This is a genomic window from Rhodococcus sp. ACS1 (assembly GCF_002300155.1).
Taxonomy (GTDB): Bacteria; Actinomycetota; Actinomycetes; order Mycobacteriales; family Mycobacteriaceae; genus Rhodococcus_F; species Rhodococcus_F koreensis.
This window is the reverse complement of record NZ_NSDZ01000005.1, coordinates 1369021-1389201: the sequence shown is the minus strand read 5'-3', so window position 1 is coordinate 1389201 and position 20181 is coordinate 1369021. Positions and strand designations below refer to the sequence as shown.

18 protein-coding genes and 1 pseudogene are annotated in these 20181 nt (G+C 68.6%); 9 read left to right on the top strand and 10 right to left on the bottom strand.

What is annotated here, in order from left to right:
• The first annotated feature begins 12 nt into the window (after window positions 1-12).
• Window positions 13-1314, top strand: a complete 1302-nt coding sequence (locus CJ179_RS27140) for a bifunctional o-acetylhomoserine/o-acetylserine sulfhydrylase (RefSeq protein ID WP_095863415.1) — start codon at window positions 13-15, stop codon at window positions 1312-1314.
• Window positions 1315-1349: 35 nt separating this feature from the next.
• On the opposite strand, the gene CJ179_RS27135 is transcribed toward CJ179_RS27140, so the two are convergent.
• Window positions 1350-2528: a hydroxylase gene (locus CJ179_RS27135; RefSeq protein ID WP_072944689.1), complete on the bottom strand. Its 1179-nt coding sequence runs from the start codon at window positions 2526-2528 to the stop codon at window positions 1350-1352.
• 183 nt (window positions 2529-2711) lie between these two features.
• On the opposite strand from CJ179_RS27135, the gene CJ179_RS27130 reads away from it, so the two are divergent.
• The gene (locus CJ179_RS27130; RefSeq protein ID WP_072944691.1) at window positions 2712-3977 is read left to right on the top strand and encodes an Nramp family divalent metal transporter; all 1266 of its coding nucleotides are present in this window, start codon (window positions 2712-2714) and stop codon (window positions 3975-3977) included.
• Here CJ179_RS27130 and CJ179_RS27125 read toward each other — a convergent pair whose 3' ends face one another.
• Both CJ179_RS27125 and CJ179_RS27120 read right to left on the bottom strand, forming a co-directional pair.
• Window positions 3978-6260 (bottom strand): serine/threonine-protein kinase, encoded by a 2283-nt coding sequence (locus tag CJ179_RS27125; RefSeq protein WP_257015780.1) that lies wholly within the window; start codon window positions 6258-6260, stop codon window positions 3978-3980.
• A gap of 23 nt (window positions 6261-6283) precedes the next feature.
• Window positions 6284-6979: a TetR/AcrR family transcriptional regulator gene (locus CJ179_RS27120; RefSeq protein WP_095863413.1), complete on the bottom strand. Its 696-nt coding sequence runs from the start codon at window positions 6977-6979 to the stop codon at window positions 6284-6286.
• Between the two features lie 134 nt (window positions 6980-7113).
• On the opposite strand from CJ179_RS27120, the pseudogene CJ179_RS27115 reads away from it, so the two are divergent.
• Window positions 7114-7754: pseudogene (locus CJ179_RS27115) on the top strand (acyl-CoA dehydrogenase family protein); the annotation flags it as partial.
• Between the two features lie 155 nt (window positions 7755-7909).
• Here CJ179_RS27115 and CJ179_RS27110 read toward each other — a convergent pair.
• The gene (locus tag CJ179_RS27110; RefSeq protein WP_241031479.1) at window positions 7910-9625 is read right to left on the bottom strand and encodes an alpha/beta hydrolase; all 1716 of its coding nucleotides are present in this window, start codon (window positions 9623-9625) and stop codon (window positions 7910-7912) included.
• Window positions 9626-9971: 346 nt separating this feature from the next.
• Between CJ179_RS27110 and CJ179_RS27105 the strand changes: the two genes are divergently transcribed.
• Together CJ179_RS27105 and CJ179_RS27100 are read left to right on the top strand one after the other, a co-directional pair.
• Window positions 9972-10469 (top strand): MaoC family dehydratase, encoded by a 498-nt coding sequence (locus CJ179_RS27105; protein ID WP_095863412.1) that lies wholly within the window; start codon window positions 9972-9974, stop codon window positions 10467-10469.
• Window positions 10470-10478: 9 nt separating this feature from the next.
• Entirely contained in the window at window positions 10479-10874 is a 396-nt protein-coding gene (locus tag CJ179_RS27100) for a helix-turn-helix domain-containing protein (RefSeq protein ID WP_095863411.1), read from the top strand.
• A 145-nt stretch (window positions 10875-11019) separates the two neighbouring features.
• On the opposite strand, the gene CJ179_RS27095 is transcribed toward CJ179_RS27100, so the two are convergent.
• Both CJ179_RS27095 and CJ179_RS27090 read right to left on the bottom strand, forming a co-directional pair.
• Entirely contained in the window at window positions 11020-11289 is a 270-nt protein-coding gene (locus CJ179_RS27095) for a hypothetical protein (RefSeq protein WP_072944703.1), read from the bottom strand.
• A gap of 76 nt (window positions 11290-11365) precedes the next feature.
• Entirely contained in the window at window positions 11366-11827 is a 462-nt protein-coding gene (locus CJ179_RS27090; RefSeq protein WP_095863409.1) for a PPOX class F420-dependent oxidoreductase, read from the bottom strand.
• Window positions 11828-11921: 94 nt separating this feature from the next.
• Here CJ179_RS27090 and CJ179_RS27085 point away from each other — a divergent pair, with 94 nt between their 5' ends.
• On the top strand, window positions 11922-12614 hold the full coding sequence (locus CJ179_RS27085; protein WP_072944707.1) for a FadR/GntR family transcriptional regulator: 693 nt from the start codon (window positions 11922-11924) through the stop codon (window positions 12612-12614).
• Complete coding sequence (locus CJ179_RS27080) at window positions 12611-13417, top strand: ABC transporter ATP-binding protein (protein ID WP_095863408.1); 807 nt, start codon at window positions 12611-12613, stop codon at window positions 13415-13417. The genes CJ179_RS27085 and CJ179_RS27080 overlap by 4 nt, the downstream gene beginning before the upstream one ends.
• Window positions 13418-13524: 107 nt before the next feature.
• Here CJ179_RS27080 and CJ179_RS27075 read toward each other — a convergent pair whose 3' ends face one another.
• The 3 genes from CJ179_RS27075 to CJ179_RS27065 form a co-directional block, all read right to left on the bottom strand.
• Entirely contained in the window at window positions 13525-15012 is a 1488-nt protein-coding gene (locus CJ179_RS27075; RefSeq protein ID WP_095863407.1) for a DUF4153 domain-containing protein, read from the bottom strand.
• Between the two features lie 78 nt (window positions 15013-15090).
• Window positions 15091-16086, bottom strand: coding sequence for a HAMP domain-containing sensor histidine kinase (locus tag CJ179_RS27070; RefSeq protein ID WP_095863406.1), 996 nt, complete (start codon window positions 16084-16086; stop codon window positions 15091-15093).
• A complete protein-coding gene (locus tag CJ179_RS27065) occupies window positions 16083-16769 on the bottom strand; it encodes a response regulator transcription factor (RefSeq protein ID WP_095863405.1) in 687 nt (228 codons plus the stop codon). Before CJ179_RS27065 ends, CJ179_RS27070 begins: the two co-directional genes overlap by 4 nt.
• Before the next feature lie 258 nt (window positions 16770-17027).
• Here CJ179_RS27065 and CJ179_RS27060 point away from each other — a divergent pair, with 258 nt between their 5' ends.
• Window positions 17028-17573 carry a hypothetical protein gene (locus tag CJ179_RS27060; RefSeq protein ID WP_095863404.1) on the top strand — a complete coding sequence of 182 codons (546 nt, stop codon included), beginning with the start codon at window positions 17028-17030 and terminating at the stop codon, window positions 17571-17573.
• 22 nt (window positions 17574-17595) lie between these two features.
• Window positions 17596-17865 (top strand): hypothetical protein, encoded by a 270-nt coding sequence (locus CJ179_RS27055; RefSeq protein WP_072944717.1) that lies wholly within the window; start codon window positions 17596-17598, stop codon window positions 17863-17865.
• On the opposite strand, the gene CJ179_RS27050 is transcribed toward CJ179_RS27055, so the two are convergent.
• Window positions 17862-20159, bottom strand: coding sequence for an ATP-dependent DNA ligase (locus CJ179_RS27050; protein ID WP_095863403.1), 2298 nt, complete (start codon window positions 20157-20159; stop codon window positions 17862-17864). The genes CJ179_RS27055 and CJ179_RS27050 overlap by 4 nt on opposite strands.
• Window positions 20160-20181: the final 22 nt, after the last annotated feature.

Sequence of the window (20181 nt, the reverse complement as noted above, 5' to 3'; positions counted from 1 at the left end):
AGGACTCCACTCGTGACCGAGAGCATCGATCCCACCGCCAACTGGTCGTTCGAGACCAAGCAGATCCACGCCGGGCAGACGTCCGACGCGACCACGAAGGCGCGGGCGCTGCCGATCTACCAGACCACCTCGTACACGTTCGACAGCACCGATCACGCTGCCGCGCTGTTCGGTCTGGCCGAGCCCGGCAACATCTACACCCGCATCATGAATCCCACCCAGGACGCGGTCGAGCAGCGCATCGCCGCCCTCGAAGGCGGCGTCGCCGCCCTCCTGCTGTCGTCCGGGCAGGCCGCGGAAACCTTTGCGGTGCTGAACCTCGCGGAGGCAGGCGATCACATCGTCTCCAGCCCGTACCTGTACGGGGGCACGTACAACCTCTTCCACTACACGCTGCCCAAGCTCGGCATCGAGGTCTCGTTCGTCGAAGACCCGGACGACCTCGAGCAGTGGCGCAGCGCCGTCCGCCCGAACACGAAGGCGTTCTACGGTGAGACGATCGCCAACCCGAAGAACCACGTCCTGGACATCCCGGGAATCTCGAAGGTCGGTCACGACAACGGGATCCCGCTGATCGTCGACAACACGGTGGCCACACCGTATCTGCTGCAGCCGCTGAAGCACGGCGCGGACATCGTGGTGCACTCGGCCACCAAGTACCTCGGCGGCCACGGCACGGCCATCGCGGGCGTCATCGTCGACGGCGGCACGTTCGACTGGACCCAGGGCAGGCACGGCAACTTCACCACCCCTGACCCGAGCTACCACGGCGTCGTGTTCGCGGACCTCGGCGCCCCGGCGTACGCGTTGAAGGCGCGCGTGCAGTTGCTGCGCGACCTCGGTTCCGCGGTCGCCCCGTTCAACGCGTTCCTCATCGCGCAGGGCATCGAGACCCTCAGCCTGCGGGTGGAGCGGCACGTCGCCAACGCGCAGAAGGTCGCCGAGTTCCTCGAGGCACACACGGAGGTCACGTCCGTGGCGTACGCGGGTCTGGCGTCCTCGCCGTGGCACGAGCGCGCACGGCAGCTCACCCCGAAGGGTCCGGGTGCGATCGTGACGTTCGAACTGGCAGGCGGTGTCGATGCCGGCAAGAAGTTCGTCAACGCGCTCACCCTGCACAGCCACGTCGCGAACATCGGCGACGTGCGCTCGCTGGTGATCCACCCGGCGTCGACGACGCACTCGCAGCTCACCCCGGAGGAGCAGCTCGCTGCCGGTGTGGCGCCCGGACTGGTCCGTCTCGCCGTCGGCATCGAGGGAATCGACGACATCCTCGCCGACCTCGAGACCGGATTTGCCGCGGCCGCAGTCTGATCCGATGCCGGGGGCCGAGACTCGGCCCCCGGCGTTCAGATCATCGCGCGCATCATTCCCTGCGGTTCGCCGCCGAGCTGGGTGAGCGCGCTCGCGTGGTTGGTGGGTCCGGGCACGTGGACGGCGTGAGCGAGACCGGCGTGCGCGTCCCGCCAGAACCGTTGCATCGGCGTCTTGTAGTGCAGCGCGCCACCGCCGGCGCGCGCGAAGATCTCGTCCACGGCACGCACCGCACGCCAGGCCGCGGCGATCTGGGTGCGGCGTCCGATCGCACGCTCCTCGAACGTGACCTCCTTGCCCGCGTCGACCTTGTCGTAGAACCGGTCCGCGGTCTCGATGAGGGAAACCCGGGACGCATTGATCTCGGCGGCGGATTCCCCGATCGCGCTGAGGACGTAGGGGTCCTCCTTGATCTTCTGGCCCGTGATGGCGACGCGGTCCTTCTGCACCGCGATGTGACAGGCCAGCGCGCCCTCGGTGATGCCGATGACGGCGGCGGTGATGCCGAGCGGGAACATGCAGGAGTAGGGCATGTTGAACAGTGGTTCGGGTCTGCCCGCCTCCTTCTGCGCCCGCCCGTCCATCACCTTCGACGCGTTCAACGTCCGGTATCCGGGGACGAAGGCACCGTCGACGATCAGGTCCTTGCTTCCCGTTCCGCGCAGTCCGATGACGTCCCACGTGTCCTCGACGATCTGATAGTCGGTGCGCGGCAGAATCACGTGCAGCGACGACGGCGGCAGCGCGATACCGCCGTCGCCGTCGCCGACCATCGCCCCGAGGAAGGCCCACCGACAGTGGTCGGTTCCGGACGAGAACGACCACCGACCGTTCAGGACGTAACCGCCGTCGACCGGTGTCGCGATGCCCATGGGCGCGTACGGCGACGCCATCCACGTGTCGTTGTCCTCGCCCCAGATTTCCTCCTGCACCTGCGGGGCGGCGAACGCCAGTTCCCACGGGTGCACGCCGACGACCCCGGCGACCCATCCGCTCGCACCGTCGAGTGAGGCAATAGCCATGACGGTCTCGGCAAATTCGCGGGGGTGGACCTCGTAGCCGCCGTACAGCTTGGGCTGCAGCAACCGGATCGCCCCGGAGTCGCGGATGAGGCCGGCTGCGGTGTCGGTGAGCCGGCAGTCCGCCTCCGACCGGACGGCCTGCCCGCGAATCTCCTCGGCGACGCCTTCGATTCTGTCGAGAACCTGACCCATCGGGACTCCCCTTCCGCAGTCAGTAGAACGAGTCGTGAGTAGAACACGTTCTAGTAAATATAGCCCGGCGTGCCGGTTTTCGAGCCGATCCGCACTCCACACTTGAAAGTTCGTATCACCTAAATCTATAGTGCGGAGATACGAATCAGCAGGTAGATCTACGCGACGAAAATCAGGAGCTCCGTGAGCATCGAGGCCCCCCGCCCTCTCCTCCCGCGCCGCGCACCCCGCCGCAAGGGCAGCCTCCGAACGGTCGCGCTCCTCGGGCCAGCGTTCGTGGCGGCCATCGCGTACGTCGACCCCGGAAACGTGGCCGCCAACCTCACCGCGGGCGCGAAGTACGGATACCTGCTCGTCTGGGTCCTCGTGCTCGCCAATGCCATGGCTGTGCTGGTGCAGTACCTGTCCGCCAAGCTCGGGCTGGTCACCGGCAAATCGCTGCCGGAGATGCTGGGGACCCGACTCCGGACCGGCAACCGTCGTGCGTTCTGGTTGCAGGCGGAGGCGATGGCGATCGCCACCGATCTCGCCGAGGTAATCGGCGGGGCGATCGCGCTCAACCTCCTGTTCGGCGTTCCCCTGTTCGTCGGCGGCCTGATCACGGGTGTCGTGTCGATGGGCATCCTGTCGATCCAGAGCCGCCGAGGTCAGCGGACGTTCGAGTTCGTCGTGATGGGACTCCTCACGATCATCACCGTCGGGTTCCTCACCGGACTCGCGTTCACCGACGTGTCGGGCCCGGACGCACTCGCCGGTCTCGTGCCGCGGTTCGAAGGCACCGAGACGGTGCTGCTCGCCGCGAGCATGCTCGGCGCCACCGTGATGCCGCATGCGATCTACCTCCATTCCGCTCTCGCCCGCGACCGGCACGGGAACGACCTCGAAGGCCCGCGCCTCGCGCGACTGCTGCGGGTGACGAAGTGGGACGTGGTCGGTGCGCTGATCGTGGCGGGTGCGGTGAACATCGGCATGCTGCTCCTCGCCGCCTCGGCCCTGCGCGGCATTCCCGGCACCGATTCGATCGACGGTGCGCACGCCGCCATCCAGAGTTCACTCGGCCCCACCGTCGCCGTCATCTTCGCCGTCGGGCTGCTGGCCTCCGGTCTGGCCTCCACGTCGATCGGCTGCGCCGCCGGATCCGAGATCATGTACGGCCTGCTGTCGATGCGCATCCCGCTGCTGCTGCGCCGGGTCGTCACCCTGATTCCCGCACTGGTCGTGCTGGCGGTCGGCGTCGATCCCACCTTCGCGCTCGTCCTCAGCCAGGTCGTTCTGAGCCTGTGCATCCCGTTCGCGGTAGTCCCCCTCGTGCGGATGACGTCGAGCCGCGACCTGATGGGTGTCCACCGCAACGCGACGGCCACCACGGTCGCCGCCTGGGTGGCGGCGTCGCTGATCGTCGTGCTCAACGTGTCGCTGCTGTGGCTGACGTTCACCGGTTCGAACTGATCACTCGTGCCGCGGCGCACCGGACACGACACGCTGCAGCGCCTGCAGGTCCTCGGACAGCATCCGGAACATCCAGTAGGCCCCGACGAACGCGACGACGCTGCCGACGCACAGGACGCGGAGCGCGACGATGACGCGGGGCAGGTCCTCCGGGGGAATGAACGTGGCCCCCGCGACGCCGAGCAGCGGCACGGCGGCGGCCGCGGCGAGGAAGAACGTGCTGCGCCGTCCCAACCGCTTCAGCATCCGGGCGTCCGAGGCACTGATCTCGCCGTGCCGCAGGAAGACCGGGTACAGGCAGCGCACGGCTAAGAAGTTCACGAAGAAGAACGGGTAGACCACGGCGATCGCTCCGCAGACGAGCTGGGACGCGGTGAAGTGGACGACGGTGTTCCACGGAACCTCACTGCCGCTCACCTCCAGCGTGATCGGCACGATGATGCCGGTGACCACCCACAGCCCGAGACACAGCAGTGCACACCGCTGGCCGAGCAGCAGGGTGTCCTTGCGGGCGCGGGCGAGTTGGGCGCCGGTGTACACCCTCCCGCGGCGCAGACCGCCGGCCACCGCCGTCAAGTAGAGCACCATCGACAGCGTGCCCACGGTCCCGATCAGGAACGCGATCGTATAGTCGATCCGGGTGATCCGCTCGAAGCTGTCCTGCGCGCCGGGCGGAAGCTTGCTGATGATCAGCGTGGTGTTGTGGTGGTAGCTGTACAGGATGGCCAGCAGATTGGGAACTGCGATGGCCAGGAACATGATCGGGTGCGTCCACCGGCGCATCCGCAGGCGCCGGCTCCCCGGCGGCGGATCGACCAGATCCCGGGCGTGCGCGTCGAGGCAGACATCGAGTTGCTGGGCGAGTTCGGCCCCGGACGAGAACCGGTCCTTCGGTTCCGGCGCCAGCGATTTCAGCAACACTCGCCGCAGCGCATTCGGGCAGTCGGCGGGCAGCTCGGCGACGGCCGGTTCGTCGTGCCCCCGCCGCCGCGCGAGCATCGCGTCGAGGGTGGTGCGGTCGCCGGGCGGGTGGGAGTGGAGCTCGGCGTCACTGTCGTCGAAAGGTCTTGCGCCGGTCAGCAACTCCCACAGGACGACGGCGAGCGAGTACAGGTCGCTGCGGGTGTCGAGATCGGCGGGCGTGCCCGGCCGGTCCGGGTGGATCGCCTCGAGCTGTTCCGGTGACATGTAGGCCAGCGAGCCGCCGAAGTACGCGACCGGACTCGCGCCCGCGAGGTTGCCGCTGAAACTGATGTTGAAGTCGGCGAGCTTCGGGACGCCCTCGACCGTCAGCAGCACGTTTGCCGGTTTGACGTCGCGGTGCAGAACGCCGTGCGCGCCCGCGTAGTCGAGCGCCTGCGCCAGCCTCCGGCCGAGCCAGGCCACCGTCTCGGGCCACGTCAGCGTCGCGATCTCCTGGCGCACGCCGGATTCGCTGGGCCGGATCTCGCCCCTGCCGACCAGGGCGCGGTCGATCGCGTCCAGCAGCACGGCGCCGCTGCGCGATTCCGGCGGCGTCTCCCGCACCCGCCCGACCACGTCGAGCAGCGTTCCCCCCGGCACGTACTGCATGTACAGCAGGCGCAGGTCGCGGCCCGCGAGAAGTCGCTGATCGAAGACCCGGACGATGTAGTCGTGGTCGAACTGGGCCAGGGTCTGCGGCTCGGTGCCGCGGTCCTGAGAGATCTTCACCGCGACCAGTCGCTGCAGCGACCGCTGCCGGGCGAGGAACACCCGCGCGAACGCGCCCCTGCCGAGAACGGTCATCAGGTCGAAGTCGTCGATGCGCCTGCCTACCTCGAGGTCGTCGAGCGAGCCGGGGCTCGCCGACTGGGTCATCTCCCCGTGATGGAGCGAGGTGCTCTGGTATTCGCCGGTGCCGAGCAGTTCGCCGAGTTCGCCCGCCTGCCCCGGAAAGCTCAGCGTGTACTCGTTCGCCTCGACCGACTCGCCGCTGCGCCGCCGGATGTGGAACTCCTCGTACAGCAGGTCCGGCGGCAGCGGCCACCGCCGCAGTTCGGGCAGCTCCTCGCAGTATTGCGCCAGCCGTTTCGGGTGGTCGCCGCGCAGCCAGCGGTTCTCCAGGTCGACCTTGATCAGTTCGATGAGCGTGACCCGGCGAAGTGCCGGCGACGCGGGCAGATAGGCGACCAGATCGGGCGCGGACAACGAGGACTCCCAGGCGCTGGCGAAGCGCGCGACGGCGTCGCCGACCGCCGTGTCCGACACCCGGGCCTGCTCGGAAGCGGCCGGTGAACCTCGCCGGAAGGGCATGAAAGCCATGGTAGCTGGCCACACCCGTCCGCCTACTGCAGTTCCGACACCGGGGTCGACGGGTCGATGGTCACGCCGATCCGCGTCAGATTGCCGTGCAGCACTTGCCAGATCGACACCTCCAGGAACTCGGCGAGGTCGTCGCAGCCGAGCGCCGACTGCGGGTTGCTCAGCCACCGGTTGACGCTGGCGTCGACGAGTCCCACCAACCCGAAGGCCAGCGACTCGGCCAGGTCGGAGTTGCCGGCGACCGCGTCGAGGACCGTCGCGAGCAGGCCCGACAGCTGGAGCGCGATCGCGGTCTTCGTGCCCGTCACCACGCGCGAGCCGGTGGTGCGCCTGCTCGGCGACCCGGTGCCGAGGAACTGGTGGAGTCGCGGGAATTCCACGATCCACCGCAGATACGTCTCGACCGCGCGCGCGATCGCCTCGCCGACGGTCCCCTCGGGCGTCAACGTGGGCGCGAGGTCCGCCATCAGCCGTTCGATGATACGGCCGCGCAACTGCTCGTCGAGGTCGCCGCGATCGGTGAAGATCCGGTAGACCACCGACCGCGGCACGTCGGCGCAGTTCGCGATCTGCTGGACGCCCACGTCGGGGCCGTCCTCGTTGATGGCCTCCATCGCGGCGTCGAGAATCCGGCTGCGGCGTTCCGCCTTGTGGTCCTCCCAGCGCGTGGCGCGGCCGTCACCCTGGGGCGACGCGGCGGTTTCCACTTTGTCCGGCATCGCCCATACGTTACCCATCCGACTGTTGACTGGACAGGATGTCTCACATACTTTGGTGAGACAGGGTGTCGTACACATATTTTTCCGGACTCGGGGATCCGCAATGGGCACTCGAATTTCGTCATCCCGACGCCGACGTCCGCTGGGCCGTAGTCGATTCCGCCAACGTCACCGTCACGCTACAGGACAGCACCGACGTGCTCCGCGGTTCGGCACGGATCACGGTCGCCGGCGTCCGGGTGGGCGCCGATCGGATCCTCGACGGGCTCACCGAGTAGCGCGTCCAGTCCGTGGCCACCGTCATTCTCGGCGCGGAGGCGCTCGGCGTGATGTCCTGGTGCGTGTCCACCGCGTCCGAGTACGCGAAAACCCGCGTGCAGTTCGGGCGTCCGATCGGCCAGTTCCAGGGTGTCGAGCACAAGTGCGCGCACATGGGCATCGCTGGACATGTCGACGCCGGGCGTGACCGTCGGGCCGCTGCGCGAGATGACCGGGTCGGTCCTGTTCAACGAGGTCTTCCTCGACGACGTGTTCATCCCCTACGCGAACGTGGTCAGGAACATGAACGACGGCTGGAACGTGGCGCGCACGACGCTGGCCGGCGAGCGGGTGGCGCTGAGCCAGAAGATGGAGGCCTATGTGCCACCCCCGGGGGCCGAGCGACAAGGCGATGGAGCTGTTGATCGCCGGCCGCGCCACCACCATCTACGGCGGCACCACCAAGGTGCAGCTCAACGTGATCGCCGAACGCATGCTCGGACCGCCGCGCGAGTAGTGCCTGCAGAGCGCCGGTGCCGCCGAGTGCACCGGCGAGCAACAGCAGCAACTGGACCACGTTGGTATTCACGTCAGGTGTCCTCTCGCGCCATGATCGTCCGAACCGCCGTTCGACCACTGAGCGGGTGCTCGAACAGCGGCCTAATCGGACGGTTAGTTACGTCCCACGTGTTCCCCGACCTGCGAGGGAAGCAGATCGCGCACGTAGAGACCGGGTGCGTCGCCCAGGACGGTGTGCTCGTCGCTGCCCAGACGTGTGCTGGCGGCGATTCGCTCGCCGGCCCGCTCGGAGACCCAGTCGGCCCACGGTTCCCACCAGCTGCCGGTCTTCCTCGTCGCCGCATCGAGCCACGCCTCGGGATCGGATCCCGGCTCGCCGCCTTCCCAGTAGTGAGACTTCGGGTTGCCGGGCGGGTTGACGAGGCTGGCGATGTGCCCGGAGAAGCTGAGCACGAACTTGCTGTCGCCCGACAGCAGCTGGGTTGTGCGATAGCAGTTCTTCCACGACGTGAGGTGGTCGGCGATCGCGCCGGAGACGAAGGTGGGCACGGTGATCCTGCCGAGGTCGACGGGTGTGCCGAGCGACGTCATCGCTCCCGGCGTTGCGAGGGAGTTGTCCTCGAAGATGTCGAGGAACTCGACGTGCAGGGCCCCGGGCAGGTTGGTGCCGTCGGCGTTCCAGGCGAGGATGTCGAAGGCCGGTGGCGTGCGTCCCATGAGGTAGTTGTTGACCACGTAGTTGAAGACGAGATCGTTCGGGCGCATCCAGGTGAAGGCACTACCCATGTCGCGGGCGGAGATGATGCCGTTCCGCCGGGACCGACTCTTCACCAACTTCAGCAGACTCGGTCCCGAGAACGCCGCGAGCCCCGCCGGGTCCGCGAAATCGAGCATCGTCACGGCGTACGACATGCTGTGCACGCGGGTGTCCCCGGTGGCTGCGAGATGGTTGAGCAGGGCGGTGGTGATGAGGCCGCCGGCGCAGAACCCGATCACGTTGACGTCGTCGCTGCCGGTGATCTCCCGGACCTCGTCGATCGCGTCCGACACGCGTTGCGCGTATGTATCGAGATCCCAATCGCCCTGTTCTGCTTGCGGATTACGCCACGCCAGCATGAACGTCCGCAGACCCCGGGACACCGCGTGCTCGACGAAGCTGCGTCCGGGACGCAGGTCGAGGAAGTAGAAGCGGCCGATCGGCGGCGGCACCACGAGCACCGGCCGCTCGTACACGGTCTCCGTGGTCGGCGTGTACTGCAACACCTCGGCGACCTCGTCGCGGGCGACGACGGCTCCCGGCGTCACGGCCAGATCGACGCCGACGGTGAAGGCATCAGGATCGACCATCTGCGGCATCCCACCGTTACGGCGCAGGTCGGACACGTAGTTGCGGGCGCCGCGCACCAGGCTCATGCCGCCGGTGTCGAATGCCTCCTTCACGGCCGCCGGGTTGGTGGGCAAGTAGTTCGTCGGCGCGAGCGCGCTGGTGAGGACGGCCGACACGAACGCCGCTTCCTGCGCGCGACGGTGGTCGACCCGTCGGCCCCACTCCTCGACGACGCCGTCGATCGCGTCGACGGAAGCAAGGTAGGTCTGTTGCACGCGGTGGTAGAGGGGATTGCTCGTCCACGCCTGGTCGGTGAACCGCCGATCGCCGCCGTGCGGAGCCACCTCCGAGCGGCCCACCGCGATCTTCGTCAGTTCGCGCCCGAGGCGAAGGGACTCGTCGAGGACCACCCGGCCCTGCCCGAAGGCACCCGCCACCGCGCTCACCGCGCTCCGCACGCCGAACCCGCCGGCGCGGTCCTGTCCATCGGGGGTGGCATCGGGTGTCACGAGTGCCACCTTCGTCTCCGCTGTCTTGGTCAACGGTTCTCCTCTGTCTGCACCTGGACCTGTCACCCCGTCGCGGGGATTCGTCCGGCGTAGACCGGATCATAAACACCAAAAATAGTTACCCGCGCGTAATGAAAAATTTCGAGCAAGATCATCTTCGACATTCTTGGGACATATGTCGAAAATGGAAACACGAGCCAAATTCTTGATCGAAATTCCGTCAGCGGTAACTGTTTTGGCGTCGCGGTCCACAGGCATGCGACACCGTGCGGGCACGGGAAAGAGTGTGGGATCAATTCGCGCGAAGCCGGCGTGTGCGTTACTGTCCGATCTCCGCGGGTGAGCCGGAAGAAATTCACCCATTCATCGACGGGGATCCATGAACACATCCACTTCGGCAGCGGGTGCCACCACCCACACACCGGCACGCAGTGTCACGATGGCGGAGCTGCCGGCGTTGGTCGGTACCCGGCTGGGTTCGTCCGGGACGATGGTGGTCACGCAGGATCGCATCGACACCTTCGCCGAAGCCACGAACGACCGTCAGTGGATTCACGTCGACCACGATCGTGCGCGGACCGGCCCGTTCGGCACCACGATCGCGCACGGATACCTCACGCTCTCGCTCGCGGTCCCCCTGCTGTGGGAGATCTTCGAGGTGTCCGACTGCGACCAGGTCGTCAACTACGGGCTGAACAAGGTGCGGTTTCCGGCACCCGTTCCGGTGGATTCGATGCTGAGCGCGGTCGCCGACCTCGTGGCTGTCGAGCCGTGCACCGGCGGATACCAGGCCACCATCGCCCTCACCTTCGACGTGGAGGGCGGAAGCCGTCCGGTGTGCATCGCGGAGATGCTGCTTCGATTCCTCGCCGGTTAACCTGATGGAGTGGTCGACGAGGAAGCACGCTATCGCACTCTGGGGGAACTGATCAGGCGACAGCGGGAGCTGGCCGAGCTCCCGATGCGGCAGTTCGCCGCGATGGTCGGCATCTCCAATCCATATCTCTCCCAGATCGAGCGCAACCTCCGCGAGCCGAGCGAGCGGGTGCTCGACGCGATCGCCGAGCATCTGCAGATGTCGACCGACATGCTGCTCGGGCAGCTCCGGAACGAACCTCGAGCCGTGTCCGGGGTCGCCACCGCGATCGATCAGGACCCCGACCTGACGAACGCACAGCGCAAGGCCCTCGTGGAGATGTACGAGACGTTCCGTGAGGTCACCCGAGGCAGGCGCAAGCGGGGACGGCCGGCGGCGGGCGACGACTCAGGCGTCGCCGACTGACAGGTCCCCCGCCGTCGACGGATTCTCGCTTTCAACCGTGGCGACGCCGTCGACGATACGACATGTCATGAGCGTGGGGACGGACCGGACGGCGATCGCCCACGGCGTCCGTCGGGGAACGGCCGTGGGCGCTCGGGATCGCGGCTTACTTCAGCAGTTCACGGGCCGCAGACGTCGCCGCGGCGCTCACCTCCCGCACGAGCGTGGCCTGGGCGCGGGTGACGGTGCCGATCCACTCGAAGCTGCTCGCGTCGGCGAGGTTGGTGTGGAAGTCGAGGCTGCTGTCGAGAGCCTTCTCGTATGTGTCCAGCGACAGGTTGCCTGCCTTCTTGGCGGCGTCGACGAACTGCGAGCCGACGGACTTGGCCTCCGTCTTCGCGTTGGTGGACTTGGGATTCGGGGTGGGGGTGGTCATGGCGGTCTCCTTCACGACTGGGTCGTTAGCAAAATAGCACAGTGATTGCTAACGAACTGGAGACCGGTGACGGGACCTATCCGCGATCGGCGTCCGGCGGGAAGCCACCGGTCGCGATGGGTCCCCACTCGTCGATGGTGATCCGGATGAGGCTCTTGTTCTGCTTCCGCATGGCGTCCCGGTACTCGTCCCAGTCGGGATGCTCGCCGGAGATGCCGCGGAAGTACTCCACCAGCGGTTCGAGCGCGTCGGGCAGGTCGAGGACCTCGGCGGTGCCGTCGATCTGCACGTAGGCGCCGTTGAACTCGTCGGACAGCACGCACACGCTCACGGCGGGGTCGTGCCGCACGTTCGCGGCCTTGGCGCGCTGCGGGTAGGTGGAGACGACGATCCGGCCCTCCGAGTCGAGTCCCGACGTGACCGGGGAGATCTGCAGGCCGCCCGAGCGTTTCCGGGTGATCAGCACGCTGCGATGGCGCGGGCGGACGAAGTCGAGCAACTCTTCCCTCGTGACACGGTCTGCGGTGGCGACGGCCATGGTGCACCTCTCCTCTGCTGCGGTGGTTCTTCCCGGACTCACCTTAGGCCCGGGGGAGTCCTCAGACGTCTGAGGACTGTGCTAGCGTCGGCGCATGGCCGGACGTCCCACCCTCCGCAGCGGACCGCTGGTCCCCCAACTCGAGGAACTCCTCACCGCCCGGATCCGGGACGGCGAGTGGACACTCGGCAGCCGCATCCCCAGCGAGGCCGAACTGGCCACCGAACTGGGCGTCGGCCGGTCCTCCGTCCGCGAGGCCGTTCGGCTGCTCGCCCGCGACGGCCTGCTCGACGTGCGGCACGGCGTCGGCACGTTCGTCGCACAGCCCCCCACGAGCGGTGCGGGACTCGGGAAGCTGCTGCGCCGTGCCCGCCTGCTCGAGGTGTACGAGGTGCGGCGCGCCCTCGAGATCGAGGCCGCCCGGCTCGCCGCGGAACGCGTGCGCCCCGAGGACCTCCGGCGGCTGCGAGAGCAGCTGTCCACCCGGCATGACAGCACCACCGCGTCGACCGCCGTGTTCGTCGCGGCCGACCTCGACTTCCACGCCGCGATCCTGGAGATCGCAGGCAACTCGATCCTGTCCGCCCTGTTCGATTCGATCCGGCCGCTCCTCGTCGACGCGCTGGCCGAACTCGTCGACCACGAACCGGGGCGGCCCGACACCAGCTGCGCCCACGACGATCTGGTGCGCGCACTGGAAGCCGGCGACGCCGCGGCGGCCGTCGCCGCCACCGCCGCCAACCTCGACCCGACCATGTCGATTCTGCGGAAAGGCGGAAATCAGTGACCATCCCGGATTCGGTCGTCAGCATCGAGCACGTCGATCTCGTGCGGAGCGGACGGTATCTGCTCAGCGACATCAGCCTCCGCATCGAACGCGGCCAGCACTGGGTGCTGCTCGGCGCGAACGGCGCAGGTAAGAGCACGATGCTGAGCATGCTCGGCGCGGTCGCGCACCCGACGCGCGGCACCGTCCGCGTCCTCGGCCACCAGCTGGGCCGGGTCGACATGCGCGAGTTGCGCGCCCACATCGGGCACGTGAACCCGCGATACCGGATCGACGCGCCCCTGGCGGTGCGCGACGTCGTGCTCACCGGCCTCACCAACACACCCGATTTCGTGCCGCGATGGTCGCCGTCCGCGGAGCAGATCGCCCGCGCCGACGAACTGATCGCCTCCCTCGGCATGCAGAAGCACTCGGACGCCCTGTGGCCCAACCTTTCCCAGGGTGAGCGCGGCCGCGCCCTCATCGCACGGGCCCTGATGGCGGAACCGCAACTCCTCCTGCTCGACGAGCCCGCCACCGGACTCGATCTCGCGGCGCGCGAACAACTCCTCACCGCACTCGACGAACTGCGCGAACGCTACCCGAGCCTCGCCAGCATCCTCGTCACCCACCACCTCGAGGAAATCCCCACCACCACGACCCACGCCGTCCTCATCCGCGACGGCCGCGTGATCGCACAGGGTGACGTGGCGGACGTCCTCACCACCGCCACCATCAGCGAATGCTTCGACCACCCCATCGAGATCCACCGGCAACGCGGCCGGTGGATCGCGCAGACGCGGGTGCCCGAGCCGGTCGGTTAGCCGCTCCCGGGCCGTACTCGCCACAGCCGCACACGGATTGGTCGGATTCCCGCGCAATTGCGCATGATTCCAGCGAATCGGTGGGCAAACAGCGCGCGCCGTCTCGGCTACGAGCCCGACCGCTCACACGAGCCGACGGGATGCGCGGCCAGCAGTTCCTTCGCGCGACTGCGGGCCGCGTTGTACTCGTACCACTCCGAGTCGCCCCTGACTTCCCGGTCGAGTCGGTACAGGGCGCAGGGCCGTTCCGGTTCGGGCAGCCGATCGAGGGCGGGGACGGCGTCGACGGACAGCGAACCGAGGTAGCTCACGTCGATTCGCCCGGTGTCGCCGAACCGCTCCACGTTCTTCCTGGCAACGTATGCGTCCGGGTCGATCGCGGCGACCAGCAGCACGCCGCCCACCGCGGAGGCCAGGACGGCGCGCGGCAGCCACCGCCCCGACAACCGCACGCCCGCCGCGATCAGCAGCACGAAAACCAAGCCCAGCCACAGTTCCGTCACCAGGACCGTCACCCGCAGCCGCGTGTACCCGTACTGGCTCTCGTACAACGACATCCGGTGGATCGCCGACGCGACGACGACGAGCGACAAACCGCACAGCAGTCCGAGCAGCACCCGCACGAGCACCCGGTCCGCGACCTCCACCCGCGACGCCTTCCGCACCGCGACCGCGATCACCAGCAGTGTCAGCGCGGTCACCGCCAGCAACTGCCAGAAACCCTGTCGCGCATATTCGGCGTACGTCAGGTCCGCCGTGGTCAGCACGTGCGTGTTCCCCCCGAACAGCACCGTCAGCTGCACCGCGACGAATCCGAGGAACAGCAGATCCAGCACGGCCAGCGGAATCGCCCACTCCCACCGGGCAACCGGGTGCCCCGGCCGCGGGGCCAGCGCGTCGACGCGGGGTGTGCGCCGCAGCAGGTACGCGGCGCCCAGGGTCCCGCCGCACACCAGAACGCCGAGCACGAACCGCCCGAACGGATTCGACACGTGGACGGTCGGTGCGGCCCGGCCGAGCAGTGCGGCGAAACCCGCGTCCGCGCCGGCGAACAGCGAACCGAACACCAGCAGCAGTATGGCGGTCACGGCGGCGACCCCGAACACCCGGCCCACCGGCACCGTCCCGGTCGCGTGCCACCGTCGTGCGCCCCGGCGCGTCCACCGCACCACCCGCAGCGGGGTGAACCACAACGCGAACGACCCTGCGGCCAGCCCCGTCCACGTGCGTCCGCCGACGAGGGCGAACGACCCGACCCCCCAACTCAGCGCCACACAGACCGCGGCGAGCCACCCGGCACCGCGCACACTGAGCACCGCCAGCAATGCGAGGGCGCCGGGGATCGCGGCGGCCTGCACGGCCGTCGGCATCGTTCTGCGCGTCGCGAACACGGCGGCGGCCACCGCGCCACCGGTCAGGACGTACCCGAGACCGACCACCGTGACCTGCAGGGTCAGGGCCGCGACGACGCCCGTCGCCACTGCCGCGAGAACGGTCGGGCGCGGCGCCATCGACGTCCGATCGCGGCGCCAGGCCCGTCTCGGCCAGAAGTCGCGTCGGGTGGGCGCTGCGGGTTGCGGGGGTGCGATGGTCATAATTCCCTCCCTGGTTGTCGCTGCCGGATGAAGGCAGGCGTCATCGCGGGACGTCGCGTCCCGGTTGTGAAGCTGTGGTCAGGCGGCGGGCAGACTCACCCGGATGCAGCAGCCCTCGGCCGTGTCGAGAACCTCGATGTGGCCGTCGTGGAGATCCACCGCCCAGCGGGCGATGGCGAGGCCGAGTCCGGTCCCGCCGTCGGTGGAGCCGCCGCGGGTGAACCGCTCGAACACCCGGGACCGCTCGCCGGGTGCGATGCCGGGGCCGTCGTCCTCCACTTCGAGAACCACGCGGCCGGCGTCCGGCCGGGCACGGACCACCACCTCGGTCCTGGCGGGGCCGTGCCGGAACGCGTTGTCCACCAGGTTCGCCACCACCTGGTGCAGTCGCGCGGTATCGGCGTCGGCGCGCAGGTGGGGCGGCTGCACGTCGACGGTCACCCGCCGGGGGTCCTCCGACTGCCGCACCACGTCGTCGAGGAACTCGCGGACCGGGAAGATCTCCCGCTCGAGTTGCACCGCACCGCCTTCCACCCTCGACAGGTCCAGCAATTCGGCGACGAGGCGGCCGAGCCGCTCGGTCTGATCGAGCGCCACCCGCATCCGGGCCGGGTCGGGCTCCTCCACCCCGTCGACGACGTTCTCGAGCAGTGCCTGCAGAGCGGAGATCGGGGTGCGCAGTTCGTGCGAGACGTTGCCGATCAGTTCGCGGCGATACCGGTCGGCGGCCTCGAGATCCTCGGCCATCTGGTTGAACGCGCGGGCCAGTTCCCCGATCTCGTCCCGCGACGTCGACCGCACGCGGCGCGAATAGTCGCCGGTCGCCATCGCACGGGCGGCGGCCGTCATCGACCGGAGCGGAGACGTCATGCCGTGCGCGAGGATCTGGGTCACGGCCAACGACACCAGCAACGCCAGGACGAGTGCGTACCGGAACGGCCAGCGGGCGGTGACCCAGAACGTCAGTGAAGCGAAGAACAGCGCGGCGACGACGAGAAGACCGGTCTTCACCTTGAACGATCGCAGCGGGTCGAGAGGTCGGGGCATCCTGTCCAGGATCCGGCCCGCTGTCATCGCTGCACGTCCAGTGCGTAGCCGACGCCGTGCACTGTGCGGATCAGGTCGCCGCCGAGTTTTCGGCGCAGTGCCTTCACGTGACTGTCGACGGTCCGGCTACCCGCGCCGTCGCCCCACCCCCATACCTCGGCGAGAAGCGATTCCCGGGCAATCGCCGCCCGCGGCCGGGAAGCGAAATAGGCGAGCAGGTCGAATTCTGTTCGTGTCAGATGAATTTCGTCGGCTCCGCGCCGGACGCGACGCTCGACGAGGTCCACCTCGAGGTCGCCGACCGCCAGTCCAGCCGGTTCGGCGGGCACGGTCTCGTGGGCGCGATCGGCCCGTCGCAGCAGTGCGTGCACCCGCGCCACCAGCACCCGCATGCTGAACGGTTTGCTCAGGTAGTCGTCGGCGCCCACGCCGAGCCCGATCAGCATGTCGGTCTCGTCGGCGCGCGCGGTGAGCATCAGCACCGGCACGGGCCGCGACGCCTGGACGCGCCGGCAGACCTCGAGACCGTCGAAACCCGGCAGCATCACGTCCAGCACCAGCACGTCGGGCGACGAGGCCTCACACACCGCGACAGCGACAGGACCGTCGGACGCCGTCACGACATCGAAGCCTTCCGCACGCAACCGCGCCGCGACCGCCTCGCAGATCGTCGCCTCGTCGTCGACGACGAGCACTCTTCGCTGGCTCATTCCCCGACTGTATTGCGCGCACGTGTGGATCCCGGTCAGAGCCTGTGAAGATTCTGTGCAGGTTTGCCCGCGGTTCCGCGGCGGGGTGAGAGATGCGCACCCTGGGGTGCCTGTCGAGAGTCTCCCGTCCGGCGCAAGGTTGGTCTATCGGCCCAGCTAGACACCCCAATCCATCGGAGGTACCCCATCGTCCACACCGCAGCCCGCATCGCGATCGGCGCAACCGCCGCCCTCACGTTCTCCGTCGCAGGAGCCGCAGTGATCGTTCTTGCCGGTGGACATACCGAGGGGGCTCCGACCCCGAGCTCGGAGGGCGCCGTCTCGCAGCAGCAACCGGCTCCGGCGATCGCACCGGCCCCGAGTCGGATCGTCGTCGCAGACCCCGGCTACTCCGTAGAACCAATGGACCCCGGGTACTCGGCGGAGCCCGGCGATTCGGCCGACACCGAAACGCTCGCACCGGGACCGGGTGTCGTTCCGCCCGTCGTGGCGGCACCGCCCATCGTCCGAGCACCGATCGCCCAGCCGCCGGTTGCCCAGCAGCCCATCGCCCAGCCGCCCGTCGTCGCAGACCCGCCCGTCGTCGCAGACCCGCCCGTGGTCGTCGATCCGCCCGTCGTGGTCGACCCCGTTCGCCCGCCGAAGGGTCCGTTCGAAGGTCCTGGCCAGGTCGAGCCGGGCGTGCTCGAACCCGAAACCGATCCGTTCCCCGTCGGCGGCGGCCCGAAGCCTGCCCCGCCCGCTGCCCCGCAGTCGCCCGGCGGAGTCGGCCCCGTCGACGGCGGAACCGTCGTTGGTCCCTAGATCACCGGAGGAATTTCACACCATGTCCCACATCCAGACCCGCATCGCGATCGGCGCAGGCGCGGCGTTCGTCCTCTCCGTCGTCGGCGCGGCCGGGATCGCGGTGGCAGGCGGAACTGCGCCTCCGGCCGCCGACGTGAGTGTCACCGAACAGCACCGTGACGTGGACACGGAGTCCACACCCCTCCCGGTCTTCACTCCCCCGGCGCTGAACACCCCGACGCAGGAATCGCCCGGATCGTTCGACACCGCGGCGGTGGACCCGTTCGAGCCGGCCCCCTGGCGGTATTAGGACTCCACCTCGACGTCTCCGGGTGACTTGTCGTCCCTGAGCCCACGCCAGCTGGGGTGCCGCAGTCTTCGCGAGCCGGTCCAATCCATGAACCGCACCTCCGCGACGAGGGTGGGGGTCACCCACACGGCACCCTTGCGGTCGGCGGTGGGCAGGTCTTCGACAAACGGGCTGGTGTCGGTTTCGAGCGGTCCCAGGGTGGAGGCGAGTTCCTGCAGATCCCGTTCGCTGAACCCGGTCCCGACGCGCCCGATGTAGCGCAGCCCGTCGTCTTCGGGGACGCCGAGCAGCACCGAGCCGATCCCGCTGGACCGCCCGCCCTGACCGCGGCGCCACCCGCCGATCACGGCTTCCTGTGTGCGCCAGTTCTTCACCTTGATCCAGCTCGACCCCCGCTTGCCCGGCAGGTACACGGATTCGCGGCGTTTGGCCACCACACCTTCCCACCCCTTGCCGCGGCTCTCGTCCAGGGCTTCCTGCGCGGACCCGTGCAGTTGTGGCGGAACCACCAGGTCGTCCACCTTGGCCGCCAGCGCTTCGAGGACGCGGCGCCGATCGGTGTACTTCTTGCGCAGCAACGACACTCCGTCGAGGTACAGCACGTCGAACGCGAGGAAGTGCGGCTCGTTGCCCTGCTGCAGCAGACCGAAGTTCGCGACACCCCGCTCGTCGAACGCGACCACTTCGCCGTCGAGTACCACCTCGTGGTCTTCGAGAGAGTCTGCCAGCCAACCCAATTGCGCATAGTCCTGGGTCTTGTCGTTGCCCGCGCGGCTCGTCATCTTCAGCTCGCCGCCACTGATCTCGGCGATCACCCTGATGCCGTCCCACTTCCCCTCGAACGCCCACTCGTCGGCGTCGAGGCCGTCGAGGGTGCCGGGGCTCGCGAGCATCGGCGACAACCCGCGCGGCAGCTCCGACGACCGCGACCCGCCCGGGGTCTGGTCCTTCATCAGGTGTATCAGCCACTGGTCGCCCTTCGTGCGGATCAGCGCGAACCGGCCCTCCACCTGCTCACCGTGCAACTGGACGATCACCTCGTCGTCCCGCCACTTCTCGGTGTCGTACGTCCCCGTGTCCCAGATCGTCATCTGGCCGCCCCCGTACTCGCCCTTCGGGATGCTCCCGGAGAACGTGAGGTATTCGAGCGGGTGGTTCTCGGTGTGCACGGCCAGGCGATTCTCCCCCGTCGTCGTCGGCACGTTCTTCGGCACCGCCCACGACACGAGAACCCCGTCCCGTTCGAGTCGCAGGTCGTAGTGGAGGCGCCGGGCGTGGTGTTCCTGGATGACGAAACTGTTGCCCTCCCCCGGCCGCACCGTGTCCGGCATCGGCTCCGGTGTCCGTCCGGGATCACGCTTGCGGCGGTACTCGGCGAGGGCGGCGTCGTCCTCGAGCGGCGGATCGAGTCCGGCGAGCAGGTCGCCGTCCGACTCCCACCGTTCGAGCACCTCCTCGAACCGCAGCTGCCGTAGGTCGGGGGCGTCGAGTTCGTCCCAGCTCCGCGGCGCCGCGACGTACGGCTGGGAGCGCCCCCGCAGCGAATACGGCGCGATGGTGGTCTTGGACGGATTGTTCTGACTCCAGTCGACGAACACCTTTCCCGCGCGCACCGCCTTCGCCATGGTGGCGGTGACGAGTTCGGGCCGCAGCTTCTCGAGTCCCGTCGCCACCTGCTTCGCGACGGTCGACGCGCCCGAACCGTCCAGCTTCCGGTCGAGCGGCACGTACAGGTGAATGCCCTTGCTGCCGCTGGTGACCGGGTACGCGGTCCATCCGAGGTTCGCGACCAGGTCGCGCACCGCGCGTGCCACCTCCGCACATTCAGCGAGTCCCACCCCGGGGCCGGGGTCGAGATCGAAGACGATCCGGGTGGCGGGACCCCGATGTGAGCCGTCGAACCGCCACTGCGGGACGTGCAGTTCGAGTGCGGCCTGCTGTCCCGCCCACACGAGGGCGGCGACCGAGTTCAGGAGCGGGTAGTGCACGGAACGGTCCGAGTGCGCGAGTGCGCGGCGCTCCAGCCACCCCGGTGCGGAGGCCGCGAGGTTCTTCTCGAAGAACGGCTCGCTGTCCACCCCGTTGGGCCAGCGTTTGCGGGTGGCGGGACGGTCGACGACGTGTGGGAGCATGGCGGGCGCGATCCGCGTGTAATAGTCGATGACCTCGCCCTTCGTCGTGCCCGACTCCGGGTAGAGGACCTTGCCGAGGTTGGTCAGGGACAGGCGATGTCCGTCGACCGTCAGTTGCCGAGTTCCCGCCGTGACCACGCGCACCTCCCTCCGCCAATACATACATATTGCGCGCCGCGCGGCC

Bases quoted from the DNA above. Each gene is read 5' to 3' on its own strand.
- CJ179_RS27135 (WP_072944689.1), bottom strand. From the start codon at position 2,528: ATGGGTCAGGTTCTCGACAGAATCGAAGGCGTCGCCGAGGAGATTCGC.
- CJ179_RS27125 (WP_257015780.1), bottom strand. From the start codon at position 6,260: ATGGCTTTCATGCCCTTCCGGCGAGGTTCACCGGCCGCTTCCGAGCAG.
- CJ179_RS27120 (WP_095863413.1), bottom strand. From the start codon at position 6,979: ATGCCGGACAAAGTGGAAACCGCCGCGTCGCCCCAGGGTGACGGCCGC.
- CJ179_RS27105 (WP_095863412.1), top strand. From the start codon at position 9,972: ATGAACACATCCACTTCGGCAGCGGGTGCCACCACCCACACACCGGCA.
- CJ179_RS27095 (WP_072944703.1), bottom strand. From the start codon at position 11,289: ATGACCACCCCCACCCCGAATCCCAAGTCCACCAACGCGAAGACGGAG.
- CJ179_RS27090 (WP_095863409.1), bottom strand. From the start codon at position 11,827: ATGGCCGTCGCCACCGCAGACCGTGTCACGAGGGAAGAGTTGCTCGAC.
- CJ179_RS27085 (WP_072944707.1), top strand. From the start codon at position 11,922: ATGGCCGGACGTCCCACCCTCCGCAGCGGACCGCTGGTCCCCCAACTC.
- CJ179_RS27075 (WP_095863407.1), bottom strand. From the start codon at position 15,012: ATGACCATCGCACCCCCGCAACCCGCAGCGCCCACCCGACGCGACTTC.
- CJ179_RS27070 (WP_095863406.1), bottom strand. From the start codon at position 16,086: ATGACAGCGGGCCGGATCCTGGACAGGATGCCCCGACCTCTCGACCCG.
- CJ179_RS27065 (WP_095863405.1), bottom strand. From the start codon at position 16,769: ATGAGCCAGCGAAGAGTGCTCGTCGTCGACGACGAGGCGACGATCTGC.
- CJ179_RS27055 (WP_072944717.1), top strand. From the start codon at position 17,596: ATGTCCCACATCCAGACCCGCATCGCGATCGGCGCAGGCGCGGCGTTC.
- CJ179_RS27050 (WP_095863403.1), bottom strand. From the start codon at position 20,159: ATGTATTGGCGGAGGGAGGTGCGCGTGGTCACGGCGGGAACTCGGCAA.